The organism is Rhizobium sp. 01T444, assembly GCF_056398305.1.
On the sequence record NZ_JBFTPD010000018.1, the window covers coordinates 66,128 to 78,680 of the forward strand.

Below are 12,553 nucleotides of genomic sequence, written 5' to 3' on the forward strand. Positions count from 1 at the left end.
TTGGGGTTGAGTTATTTGGTCAGATTTCGAGCAAGGAAGTCGCGCATCACGGGGATCATCTCGTCCGCCGTGTCTTCGAGGGCGAAATGTCCAGTGTCGAAGAAATGAAGTTCGGCTTCGGGAACGTCGCGAAGGTAAGCGCGCGCGCCGTCGGGCAGGAAGATGGGATCATTCTTGCCCCACAGAATCAGCGTCGGAGGCCGATGCTCGCGCAGATAAGCCTGAAAGGCGGGATAGAGCGCGACGTTGGTCCGATAGTCGTAGATGATGTCCAACTGAATTTCGACGCTGCCCGGACGGTCGAGGAAGAGCTGGTCGTACAGCCACGACGCGGGGTCGATCCGCGCCTCGTCCTTTGACCCAGTGAGATACTGGAAGCGTGTGCCGTCGAGCGACAGAAAAGGCCGCATCGCGTCGCGGTTCGTCGGGCCGTTGTTGGCCCAGTAAGCGCGCGTCGGTGCCCAAAAGTCCCCTATGCCCTCTTCATAGGCATTGCCGTTCTGGACGATCAGGGCGGTAACCCGGTCGGGATGCGCGAGCGCCAAACGAAACCCGGTCGGCGCACCGTAATCCATGACATATAGCGCATACCGCTCGACACCCAGCTGTTCGAGAAGGTTGGCGACAACGGTTGAGAACGTGGCAAAGTCATATTCGAAGTCGCTCGACGAAGGCATTTCCGACAGACCGAACCCCGGAAGGTCTGGTGCAATCACATGATAGCAGTCAGCGAGCGCTGGAATGAGGTTGCGGTACATGTGCGAAGAGCTTGGAAAGCCGTGCAGCAACACCACCACAGGTGCGCCGCGCTCTCCTGCCTCGCGGTAGAATATGTTGACGCCGGCAATGCTGGTGGTTCGGTGGTAGGTGACGGGCCGGGTCATTGTCCGGCTTTCCGGATAGTGCTTACGACTGCTGCTACGATGAACGCTGCGACGTCCTGCGGGTGCGACATCATCACGGCGTGACTGCTATCGATTTCAGTGATCGCGGCTGCCGCGCGCTGAGCCATGCGGCGCTGCGCACTCGGAGGTACCATCCTGTCGGCGGAAGCGACGAGATAGAAGCTGGGTTTGGTCTTCCATGCGGCATGAGTGAGGGGCGCAATGACCGCCGCAAGGCCCCAGGGTAGCTGGGCGGCAGCCATGAACCGCGTGGTGGCGGGATCGACATCGGCAGCAAACGCTTCCGAAAAACGGGCCGGGTCCACAACGAGGTAGCCATCCTGCGGAGGCAACAACGGCGCCTTCGCTTCGCCGGGCTCTTCCGGCGCTTCATTCAGCGCTGCGACGGACTCGCCGACATCCGGCACGAAAGCCGCGACGTAGGCCAATGACTTGACCTTGGGATTGGCGCCGGCTTCGGTGATAACCGCTCCGCCGTAGCTGTGGCCGACCAGCAGCACCGGATGGCGAGCCGATGCGATAAGACGCTCGGTGGTCGCAACGTCACCTTCAAGTGAGGTCGTCGGGTGTTGGGCGACAAGCACTTCGAACCCGCGGTCTACAAGTTCGCTATGGACTTGTTGCCATCCGGAGCCATCGACAAAAGCGCCGTGCACGAGGACGATCGAACGGGCTGGCTCCCCAGCCGCCTGGGTGCCCGAAAGAGGATTGGTCATGATCTTTTCCTTTGAGGGGGTTGGCCGCGGGGCCGTTAGCCCCGCGGAGCGGATGAACTCTGGATTAGTTACAAACCTTGCGGTCGAGGAAGTCGCGGATCAACGGCGCCATCACGTCGAGCTTGTCTTCCAGGGCGAAATGGCCGCTGTCGAGAATATGCATCTCGGCGTTCGGGAGATCGCGAAGATAGGGGTGCGCGCCGGGTTCGGGGAAGATCTTGTCGTTCTTGCCCCAGACGATCAGTGTTGGCGGTTGGCGCTCGCGGAAGAAGGCCTGGAACTGAGGGTAAAGCGGCACATTACTACCGTAGTCGCCCAGGAGATCCAGCTGGATATCCTTGTTGCCCGGGCGATCAAGTAATGCCTGATCGACGACCCAGTTGTCGGGGCTGATATGTGCAACATCACCCATACCGTCGGTATATTGGAACTTGGTGGTCTCGAGCGTGACCAGGCCGGCAAGTGCTTCCCGGCGTACCGGCGTCTGTTCGGCCCAATAGGCCTTGATCGGATCCCAGAATGCGGCGAGACCCTCGGTATAGGCGTTGCCGTTCTGCACGATCAGCGATTCAACCCGCTCGGGATGTTTGAGCGCGAGCCGATATCCAATCGGTGCGCCGTAATCCATGACGTACATGCTGTAGCGATCGGCTCCGACCTTTTCGGTCAGCTTGTCGACGATGTTGGTCAGATTCGCGAATGTGTAGTCGAACTTGGTGTGGTCGGGCGCGTCACTCTGGCCGTAGCCGGGATAGTCAGGCGCAATCACGCGGTAGCGGTCAGCGAGCAGGGGGATGAGGTTGCGGAACATGTGTGACGAGGTCGGAAATCCGTGCAGGAGCAGGAGGACCGGCGCGTCCTTCGGGCCGGCTTCGCGATAGAAGACCTTCACGCCGTCGATCGTCGTGTTTTTGTACTGAATTACGGGAACAGCGTTCGCGGCGATGACCGCGTCATTCGGCACGCAGCGGGCTTCGGCCGCAACGGGAGAGATGGCAATAAGAAGTGCGACAGTGGTGAGAAGATGTTTTTTCATGATGTTTTCCTTTTTCAAAATTGGGTGCCGATCCACATCAGCGCCTCTGGAAAAAGGACTAGCATCGCCGGTCTTCGGACCTGGGATAAATAAGGGTAAAAAGTTGGACAGTCGGCCGCGGTTAAAGGCGCAACGAGCAGCATGAACTACTCGCTCCAAACGAAAGCCGGTCCTTTAGAGCAAAGGAGGCTTTGCCCGCTTGCCCGGCTCTTTTAGCGACCGCAAACTATGTTGATTATAGAGGACATTTCCGCGGGAAATCAGCAAGATAGGTTCTTGGGTTTGCTGGTTCTGGGTCCGATTCCGTTCAAGGCGATAGGGCTAGCATCCTATCTTGCGGCCTATTCTCTCGACCGTTATACTGTTTTTGAAAAACGGTATAACGCCGGAGCCAAGCCTATGAAGCCCATCGACCTCATGTATCAGACGATGCTCGCCGAACTCAGTCAGCGCTCGCTCGACGCCGCTTGGACGGCCGATTTCCCTCCGGAAGGTCGGTTCACCCCGGCGAACATCAAAGGGCGCAAGTACTGGTACTTCGACATCCCAGATGGACATGGTGGCACGAAACGTCGTTACGTCGGTTCTGCTGATGATCCGGATATCGCGCAGCGCGTAGCTGATCATAAGCGGGACAAGGACGATCTACGCGCTCGCAGGCGCTTGGTAAATACCCTCATCCGCGAAGGCGGGATGATTGCCCCTGACGCCATGTCGGGCGACATCGTCGAGGCTCTTGCCGATGGCGGTCTTTTCCGGCTCCGGGGCGTCCTCATCGGCACGGTAGCCTTTCAGTGCTATTCGGGACTGCTGGGGGTCCGGCTTCCCATGGCTGCAATCCTGACGGGCGATGCGGACATCGCCCAGGACTATGCCATCAGTCGGGAGGTTGAAGACAGCCTACCCCCGATCGTTGAGCTGCTGCAGGGCGTCGACGCCAGCTTCCGGCCAGTTCCGCATCGATCGGGGTCCGCGGCCTCGTCGGCGTTTCAGAATGCGGACGGCTACCGGGTCGAATTCCTGACGTCTAACCGCGGTTCGGATGACTACATCGACCAGCCGGCGAAGATGCCCGCCCTTGGTGGCGCCAGCGCGGATCCATTACGCTTTCTCGACTTCCTCATAAGGGAACCTGTCAGGACAATGCTGCTCCACCGAAGTGGTGTCCCAGTTGTCGTCCCTGATCCGTCCCGCTATGCGGTCCACAAGCTCATCGTCGCCAGTCGCCGACACACTGACGGGCAGGGGCCGGCAAAGCAAGAGAAGGACATTCGTCAAGCTGCGTTGCTCTTTGAAGCCCTGCAGCAGACAAGGCGATCTGCTGACTTGGCGCTCGTCTACAACGAAGCATGGGAGCGCGGGCCCGCGTGGCAAGAAGGTATTCGAACCGGGGCGGGAATGCTGCCGGCACAAGATGCCGAGCGGTTCAGCGCGGTCCTGATCGAGGGCGCAAAAAAAATCCGCGAAGAAATTGAACTTCCGTTTGGGGAATAGGCCGTCCTCGGCTTCGAAAGCCAAGCAGTTGATTTCATTCGAAGTGGAGACAAATCTGGTGCCGAGAGTTCGAGTCCGCTCAAGGCGACCATTGCGTCTACGACCACCCGCACAGCTTCACGAAGCGCTTGGTGAGCCGGAGCCAATAGGCTACTCCAGTTCCGATTTTCGTTTGAGCAGCAGACGCGCGCCGGTGTAGTCCCCGTTGGTTATCTCGACACCGTGCAAAGCGAACGCCGCCTTGATTTTGTCTTTCGTCGTTTCGGTCGCGAGTCCTGTAGCTTCAAATCGATGCACCGTAGAGAAAGCAACTCCGGCATGGTCAGCGAGCTCTCTTACCGACCATTTAAGGATAGCGCGGGCTGCCCTGTTTGCCTCCGGAGTGAGTGCTGCCATTTAGGTCGACCAAAAAAATGAATACAGGTGTAGCGAAAAGTGCTTGACCAGCGTTCGCCAAGCATCTATGAATACGCTTGTAGGCATTGTGTGGCTATTTAGCCAGAGGAAGCACGCCTTTCTGCACCTGAAATCCGTCTCGAATCCGCCGTTCTCGTGCGGAAGCGCATTCTCGTCCTCTTGCTCCGGTGGTCACATGGAACTGCGCCAGCTATCCTACTTCGTTGCGGTGGCCGAGGAACTGCATTTCGGCAGGGCGGCAGCCAAAGTGCATATCGCCCAGCCGGCGCTGTCGAATACGGTGATGGCACTGGAGAAGGAGCTCGGCGTGCAGCTGTTCATCCGCACGACCAGGCGGGTGGAGCTGACAAGGGCAGGGGCAGCCTTCTACGAGCGCTCGGTCAGGATCCTCAGCGAGGTAGACCTGTCGACCGAGATTGCCCGCTCGGTGGCCGGCAAGACGGCGAAGAGGATTGCGATCGGCACCGTCTATCCTGCCACCATCGGCGTGCTGCCGTCCTTCCTGTCGCGCATTGCCCGCAAGTATCCCGATATCCGCCTGCATATCGAAAGCGGCACCACCGACGACATCATCCGCCATATCGAGGCAGGCCGCATCAATCTCGGTTTCATAAGGCCGGTGGAGAATATCGGCTCCTTGCGCTTCTTCTCGATTGCCCATGAGCGTTACCTGCTGGCGGTTGCCAGGGAGAGCCCACTATCGCTGAGGAGCGAGATCGACATCGAGGATCTGCGCAATGAGAAGATCATCTCCTTTTCCCGCCAGAACCTCTCTTACAGCGAAAGGTATTTCGCGGAAAAATTCGAGGCGCACGATCTGACGGACAATGTCGCCTATACATGCGACGACACGTTCTCGCTGGTGTCGCTGGTTTCTGCCGGTCTTGGCATCGGCTTCGTGCCGGAATGGACGCAGGATCTGCCGAACCGAGGGTTTGAACTGAAAAAGGTGAGGGGGATCGATTTCAAGATCGGTCTCGGTGTCGCATGGAACAGGGAAGATCCAACCGCCTCGCGTGACGACATCATCGATATCGCACGATCGCTCGCGCGGCCGGGCAGGTGAGGGAAGGGCGGCGGGTCGATGGTTGCGGCGGTGGCGATTGTCTGCGAGGCCGGCCGAAAAGCGGAACACGAGGGCGTGGGGCAGTCGGTCCCGCATCTCGTTCGGACCGCTTCGCTGATGCTCCTGCGGCTGCTCTTCGCCACGCCCTCGTGTGACGCGAATTCCCGCTTTCCGGCGCTCGGGCGCCGCCGCTATGCTGAAAGCTCCGATACGCTTCTTTGTGTGTTTGATCGATCCAAGCGAATCGGCGATCACGCTGTGCGTGCGATCCATTTCTCGCGGATTCAGCGATCATCGACTCGACTCATTCGAATCCCATCCCATGTGAGTCTGTCGAGACATCGAGAGGTACTGCGTCATGAATAGTCTTCAGAATTCGACACCGATCCGTCCGCTTCACGTCGAGACAGATGGCATAGCACGATATCGCCAGGCCCACAGCGTCGAAGATCTCGCTGCCTTTCTGATGGGCGAAAAGGGCGCATCCCGAAAACGACCCGGCTTCCTTCCATCATGGGGTGGCGACCTCGATGGACGCCATGCGCCTTATGGAATCCGGAGCGTGCGCGGCTTTGTCGAGGCCGCCCATGTATCGAGGATGCATGTTCTGGCGACCGACATGGAAGAGACGAAGGCCGATGTTCGACTGGTGACAAAAGCCTCGCCGATGCGCAAAACAACATTTCTCTAGAAATCCCTGATGTAATCCCCAGATGATCAATCGACCCCGTTCCAAGCCACTACTTTCCGAAGACAAGCCCTTGAAGGGCTGCGTACGAAAGCGGCGTGACCCCGCCAGCCGAACCTGCTGCTGGATCCGATGCCCGACCGCGTCGAGCTGGCGCTCGCCGTGCTGAAGGCCAATTCGCCGAGCGATCCGCGCCATTTCGCCGAACTTAAGTTCGACGGACCGGCTGGCGATCCACATCGCCCGCAAAGGCAACCACCCGCAAATGCCACTTCGTTGGAAATCCTCGGGAAGTTCGGCAGCTTGGCGGTGGTTTGCGGCTTCAGCGCTTCATCACGAATATCAGGTGGTCCATGAACCAGAAGAAAAGCCAGGAAGAGCAGATTACGAGCAACGCAAGCGCGATAATTCCTGGCGGGATACTGGGCATACGACGGACAGATCGTCGCCATGTCACATGGGGTTCTATCAGGTTGGTGAAAAAGATGTCTCGATCTTCCACCGATGCTGAAATCAGTTCCTCATATCGGCCGGAGCTGATGCCTTCTGCGCGAGCCTTATCGCCATCGCGATATACGATCTCAAGGCTCTGGTCTTGACTGTTGTACTTGAGTTTCTGCAGCTTTCCAGATTCGAAGGAAGTCCAACTCATTGTCTCTTCCGACCCCGTGTTCCACTGAGCTCGGCGAGATAGCTAATCCGTCTAAAATAGCAACGTCCCACCGCCCCAACAAAGCAGCGTCTGAGTGATCAGATCGTGATCGTGACTCCTTTAAGTCTGCCGACCTTCGTGATGCCCCATCGCCCCATCATCTTAAGCGCGAATATTTCAACTGCCTTAAGTGGCGAATCAGCTCATGATGGGTGAGATCCTTTGGGAGGAGGAAGTCAAGATGACACGCGCTCATCATCTGCTCGTCGCCGCGGCGATATCTCTGCTGTTGTGGGCAGCCCTCTTTAAACTAGTGGGTTGGATGTAGCCTCGGTTACAACTTTTCGGCCCGGCGTAACTTGGAAATAGCGCCGGGCCGAGGCCAAAGCCTACGCCGTGGTGACGACCCATTCTCGACGCTTCGTCAAAGTGCCTCCACCGACTTCGCAAAGATATCCGCTAAAGTACGTGGTTTTCGTCATCGGAAGAAAAAGTTGGGGAGGCGCCGACCCCTGGTATTCCGGGTAACCGTTGGGTGTAATGTCAACCGGTCGAAGGAGTCGGCGCGAGAATATGGTTCAGACGAGCTTTTTGGAGCAAGCCGCCAATTGGGGTTAACCCCACTGCACATCATCGCTATCCGTCATAGTTGGGAGATGCCTTCAGTCTTTCATTGTGGTATTCTTTAAGTTGTAAGTCATGGGGAGTGCAGTCATGACTTGGGAAGCCCGCGTCAGGATGCTTGATCTTCGGATCAAGGACCATTCGAATTACCTAAAAGAGCTGCGTGTAAAGCGGGCAATGATTGCTAGATTGGGAACTTGGGCAGTCGATCAAGAGATTAATCGGCACGAGAGATGGCGTTCAATCCTAGAACGGCTGCGGGACTTGTTGGCCAAGGAGCAGGCTAGTTGAAAAGGGTGCCTCCCGGTCAGGGAAAGACACCCTTTTCGTGCTGAGTTCGCGTCAGCAGCTGGAGTTGCCCCCAAAGGCCGGAAATGCTCAGGTTTGAGATTGCGAGCTGATGAACTCGCGCGTGGATTGATATCTAGGTGCCAAGCGGGACGGCCTCACCTACCATCTCGCGCTCATTCCCAATCAATTCGACGTCGAATCCAAGAACCGTTCGATCTCAACTACATGCATCAACTCTACAAACTCGGATACCAGCGAGGAAAATCCGGCAAGAACTGGCTTTCCGCTCCGCCGGGCTTCGAATGAGACCCCAGACGATACTGCGACGCCCAGCGCCTTGCCGGATCGATGAAATCACATGCTCATGGATCGCTTTTCAACTGGAAGCGAATGGTTGCTCTCGCGACGCCACCTAAATCGCATCTGGATTGCCTAACCCACAGGTGACGATACGCCGGTAATCAATCCGCCTGATGGCCTGACGTGGCCTGCGCAATGACCGTTGCGGCGGTGCGTAGCGGCAATCAAGGTGAGATTCGTCTCATCTTGATCGCAGCGCTATACGGCGGATCGCCGCTCTAGCGGCTTCGATCTGGGGTGTCGTCTTTCGTGACCCGACATCCGAAGTTCAGCCACCATTGGGCGATTTCTTCGTTGACATGAATCAATGCCACCGTGGCTAAATTAGACGATCCTAAAATCTGAACGGAGATTGATCAGATGCCTCGCCCCCGGAAAACGAGCAAGCGCAGAGCCGCGAAGCCAATTGCAGGATTGAGCCTTTTTCTTGCCTTGGGTGCAGTGTCTGGCGCTAGCGCCAATGAGGCGGACCCCAATAGCCTGCTCAAGGCCATGTCTGACTATATGGCTGAGCAGACGGCCATATCGTTCTCGTACGATACTAACCTCGAGATCGTCACCAAGGATCACCAGAAGCTTCTCCTGGCCAGTTCTGGCGCAGTAGACCTCAGCCGGCCGGACAAGTTGCGCGCCAACCGACACGGTGGATTTGCCAATGTCGAGATGACGTTCGACGGCAAGACACTGACGCTGCTTGGCAAGGACGCCAATCTCTACGCTCAAGCTGATATCCCCGGCACGATCGATCACTTGGTCGATGAGCTGCGGGACACCTATCACCGGCACGTCCCTGGCGCCGATCTTCTGCAGTCGAACGTGTACGAAGAGCTTATGCGTGATGTGGTCGACGTCAAGGATCTCGGCAGCGGCGTAATCGGGGGCGTCGAATGCGATCATCTGGCGTTCCGCGCCAAGAAGGTCGACTGGCAGATATGGATCGCCCAGGGCGAGCACCCCTATCCATGCCAATACGTGATCACCTCCAAGAAAGTGGACCAGGGGCCGCAATACAGCGTCCAGATCCGCGACTGGAAGACCGGTAGCGAGGTCGCCGCGCCTGACTTTGCCTTCGCCAACAAAACCGGCGCAAGGAAGATCGACCTGAAGAACCTCACCGATATCGATGAGTTGCCCAACCAGTTCTCACCAGGAGGCGTCGAATGACCACGTTAAAGAATTTGAAGCTCGCGCTGTTCATCTGCGGCGCCGGTCTTGTCGGAGTGGAGGCGTTGGATCGCCTCCCGCCTCTGGATACGTTCAGTTTTGTCTCTTCCGCCGAAGCCAGGGTCGGGCGTCCGATGACGCCGGTCAGCGCGGCCGGAGTGGCGCGTCGCACCGTGCGCCGCTGTGCCGTCGGCGTGTATTACTGTTAATCCAGCGGACGAGTATGAGCCAAACAGGCTCATTGCCTTCGAGCTATTGGGTACAGCGCAACATGGCCGCTGGGGTCACCAGGAAGCAGCGGTGCGGCCTGTCCTGCTGATGGGGCCACTCCGGCAGGGCACAGGGTGTTAGGGCGGCATCGCTGTCTATGGGTGAGGCGGAATGATGATCAAGCTTTTATCCTGGCTTCTAGTCGCTGCCGCTAGTCTCCGGACCTGCATTGTAGCGTCAATTACCCTCTTGATTCTGCAAAGCGCATCGTGGGCGCAACCTATTGCGATCGACGATCCCCCGCCCGAGAAGGTGCGACAGTTCCTCGAACTGGCAAGCAATCCTGAAGTTAAGGCGTGGCTGGAAGGGAAGGTTATAACCCCCGTCGCAGGGCCCGGCTTTTCGGTTGCGGAAGCAATCTCGATTTGGGAGGCGGCCGTCGAGGGTCGTATCGCTGCCCTTGCGAATGCAATTACCCGCGTACCGGCGGAACTGGCGAATGCCCTTGCTGTGATCACACGTGACGTGAATTCGGGGAGGCCGGGGCTGATCGTCGGTATTTTGGCGCTTTTACTTATGGTCGGTTTCGGCTCCGAGTGGCTGATCCGGCGCGCGCTCACCCGCGTGAGAACGCCGGGAGTGGGAGAGGACTCCAAAAAGACGATTGCGCTGGACGCCGTAGAGGTGCTGACGTTTGCGTTGGCGAGCGTCGGCTCGTTCTTGACATTCGATTGGCCACTGCTGCTGCGCAAGGTCGTACTGACACTGCTTCTTGCCTTCATCGCGTTCCGGATCGTCTACACGATCGTGCGATTGCTGTTTGCTTTCGGGGGCGCCGGCAGCGGCTCATCAGATCAATCAACGCCTATTGCGGAAATTGATGCAGCCGGGTGCTTCTGGCTTCGGCGAGTCAATATCATTGTCGGATTCTTGTTGGCCGGCTGGGCCGTTGTCAGCCTCATGCCCTCATTGGGCTTCTCCATAGACGTAGCAAGGCTCGCGTCATTTGCATTCGGATTGGGTATTCTGGCGACCGCGATCGAAGCGGTTTGGCGACGGCCCGGCACATCCGCCGCTCCCGTCGTGCGCTCGCTGCTTACTCTATATCTCATCCTGCTGTGGCTGGCATGGGTTGCCGGTCTCGTCGGACTGCTGTTCGTCGGCATCTATTCACTGGTCCTGCCAGCTCTGACGCGCGGCGCCGGCCACGTGGCGCAAGTCTTCGCCGATAGGAAGCAGTTGACGGGAGCTCTCGGCGTCCTGTTAAACGTGACGATCGTCAGGGGCGCCCGAGCGCTCGTAATTGCAGCGGCGGTCGCGTGGCTGGCATATGTCTGGCGCTTCAGCGCTGCCGCTTTGGTCGGTAGCCAGATTGGTACGATCGTGGTCAACGGAGTACTAAATGCAATTGTCATCCTGCTGGTTGCCGATTTGCTTTGGCAAGCGTCGAAGGCGCTGATCGCCTATCGGATGGACCTTGCCGAGCATGCAGCCGGCAGCGCAGACGAGGTGGCACGCAGCGGCAGGCTTCGTACGTTGCTACCCATATTTCGCAATGCGTTGGCAGTTTTCATCGGCGCGGTCGCCGTGCTGACAATCCTGTCAGGCCTGGGTGTGCAGATCGCGCCTTTGATTGCAGGCGCCGGCATCTTTGGTGTCGCCATCGGCTTCGGTTCGCAGACCCTGGTCAAGGACGTTTTGAGCGGGGTCTTCTATATGCTGGACGACGCCTTTCGCGTCGGTGAATACATCCAGAGTGGCAGCTACAAGGGCACCGTCGAATCGTTCAGCCTGCGATCGGTGCGGCTCAGGCATCATCGTGGACCCGTTTTCACGGTTCCGTTTGGACAGCTTGGTGCGATCCAGAACATGAGCCGGGACTGGGTGATCGACAAAATGACGATCAACGTAACCTACGATTCTGACATTGGGTTGGCACGCAAGGTCATCAAGAAGGTAGGTCAGGACCTGGCGGCAGATCCGGAATTCGCCGCAGATACGCTCGAGCCGTTGAAAATGCAGGGCGTTGACAGCTTCGGCGACTTTGCAATCATACTGAGGCTCAAGCTCATGACCAAGCCGGGCGTGCAGTTTGCCATCAGGCGGCGTGCTTTCATGATGATCAAGAAGGCATTTGACGAGAACGGCATCAAAATTGCGGTCCCCACCGTACATGTGGAAGGTGGCGGCGAAGCCGCCGCCGCCTTCCAGCTTCAACAAGGCATGAAGAAGGCTCAGGCTGCCGAGATCGCAGAGGGAGAAGCCGCAGCGTGACCAATCTGGGGTGTGGGAGGGTGACTACCCGCTAACGGTTTTGATCGGTGACGGAAATTAAGGGTGGCGTCGCCTTGCGACGGTATTTGCCGGCATGCGCCCGAAACCATCGACTCATGTTACGATGCCCCGTTACAAGCGTCATCGTTTCCCACTGAGTTCATGGCGTATGCAGATGTGGCTCCACTTCCGCTTTCCGCTGAGCCTGCACCATGTGGAAGATCGGCCGACTGATCGCGACATTGAAGTCTCGTTCTAGGCGGTTGCGGAGCGGGCCGCCAAGTTCGGTCGAGCATATGCCCGTTCAGCACGTGTCGTCTTGGCTTCAGCCACTAAGCTGGCGCGCAGGCCGAGGGCTGTAGTACACTTATCTTGCCAATCAAGACGAGATCGGTGACGATTACAGAGCGGGAGGGAGGCTGCTGTGCAGCGGTTCATTCTCCGGCGAAATATCGGCCTGTTTCGCACGCGGCTGCTGGAGCAAACATATCACCCGGCTTGGGTGGCAGCATATCAGTCTCACCGGAGATTACATTTGGACTCCGACAGACAGCTGCGAATTCGGGCCGTTGCGGCGAAAAACCTCTATTCTCGCAGGCTGATCACCATGTTTTCCCGAAATCGAGCAAGTTCGCTACTTTCGCGTGGTGAACCAG

At 58.0% G+C, this 12,553-nt stretch carries 11 protein-coding genes; 6 read left to right on the forward strand and 5 right to left on the reverse strand.

The window, feature by feature from the left end; translation table 11 throughout:
* Positions 1–11: 11 nt before the first annotated feature.
* From AC1DTN_RS23005 to AC1DTN_RS23015, 3 genes are all read right to left on the reverse strand, one after another.
* The gene (locus tag AC1DTN_RS23005; protein WP_477922743.1) at positions 12–884 is read right to left on the reverse strand and encodes an alpha/beta fold hydrolase; all 873 of its coding nucleotides are present in this window, start codon (positions 882–884) and stop codon (positions 12–14) included.
* A complete protein-coding gene (locus AC1DTN_RS23010; protein ID WP_477922745.1) occupies positions 881–1,621 on the reverse strand; it encodes an alpha/beta hydrolase in 741 nt (246 codons plus the stop codon). The genes AC1DTN_RS23005 and AC1DTN_RS23010 overlap by 4 nt, the downstream gene beginning before the upstream one ends.
* 64 nt (positions 1,622–1,685) lie before the next feature.
* The gene (locus tag AC1DTN_RS23015) at positions 1,686–2,657 is read right to left on the reverse strand and encodes an alpha/beta fold hydrolase (protein WP_477922747.1); all 972 of its coding nucleotides are present in this window, start codon (positions 2,655–2,657) and stop codon (positions 1,686–1,688) included.
* Positions 2,658–3,056: 399 nt separating this feature from the next.
* On the opposite strand from AC1DTN_RS23015, the gene AC1DTN_RS23020 reads away from it, so the two are divergent.
* A complete protein-coding gene (locus AC1DTN_RS23020) occupies positions 3,057–4,151 on the forward strand; it encodes a nucleotidyltransferase family protein (protein WP_477922855.1) in 1,095 nt (364 codons plus the stop codon).
* A 150-nt stretch (positions 4,152–4,301) separates the two neighbouring features.
* On the opposite strand, the gene AC1DTN_RS23025 is transcribed toward AC1DTN_RS23020, so the two are convergent.
* Entirely contained in the window at positions 4,302–4,547 is a 246-nt protein-coding gene (locus AC1DTN_RS23025) for a helix-turn-helix domain-containing protein (protein WP_477922749.1), read from the reverse strand.
* Positions 4,548–4,743: 196 nt separating this feature from the next.
* On the opposite strand from AC1DTN_RS23025, the gene AC1DTN_RS23030 reads away from it, so the two are divergent.
* Together AC1DTN_RS23030 and AC1DTN_RS23035 are read left to right on the forward strand one after the other, a co-directional pair.
* Complete coding sequence (locus AC1DTN_RS23030) at positions 4,744–5,634, forward strand: LysR family transcriptional regulator (RefSeq protein ID WP_477922751.1); 891 nt, start codon at positions 4,744–4,746, stop codon at positions 5,632–5,634.
* Positions 5,635–5,992: 358 nt separating this feature from the next.
* Positions 5,993–6,325, forward strand: a complete 333-nt coding sequence (locus AC1DTN_RS23035) for a DUF982 domain-containing protein (RefSeq protein WP_477922754.1) — start codon at positions 5,993–5,995, stop codon at positions 6,323–6,325.
* A 319-nt stretch (positions 6,326–6,644) separates the two neighbouring features.
* Here AC1DTN_RS23035 and AC1DTN_RS23040 read toward each other — a convergent pair whose 3' ends face one another.
* The gene (locus AC1DTN_RS23040) at positions 6,645–6,974 is read right to left on the reverse strand and encodes a hypothetical protein (RefSeq protein ID WP_477922756.1); all 330 of its coding nucleotides are present in this window, start codon (positions 6,972–6,974) and stop codon (positions 6,645–6,647) included.
* 1,635 nt (positions 6,975–8,609) lie between these two features.
* On the opposite strand from AC1DTN_RS23040, the gene AC1DTN_RS23045 reads away from it, so the two are divergent.
* The 3 genes from AC1DTN_RS23045 to AC1DTN_RS23055 all read left to right on the forward strand — a co-directional run bounded on the left by AC1DTN_RS23045 (position 8,610) and on the right by AC1DTN_RS23055 (position 11,897).
* Complete coding sequence (locus AC1DTN_RS23045; protein ID WP_477922757.1) at positions 8,610–9,413, forward strand: DUF2092 domain-containing protein; 804 nt, start codon at positions 8,610–8,612, stop codon at positions 9,411–9,413.
* On the forward strand, positions 9,410–9,622 hold the full coding sequence (locus AC1DTN_RS23050; protein WP_477922759.1) for a hypothetical protein: 213 nt from the start codon (positions 9,410–9,412) through the stop codon (positions 9,620–9,622). Before AC1DTN_RS23045 ends, AC1DTN_RS23050 begins: the two co-directional genes overlap by 4 nt.
* Positions 9,623–9,794: 172 nt before the next feature.
* Positions 9,795–11,897 carry a mechanosensitive ion channel domain-containing protein gene (locus AC1DTN_RS23055; RefSeq protein ID WP_477922761.1) on the forward strand — a complete coding sequence of 701 codons (2,103 nt, stop codon included), beginning with the start codon at positions 9,795–9,797 and terminating at the stop codon, positions 11,895–11,897.
* Positions 11,898–12,553: the final 656 nt, after the last annotated feature.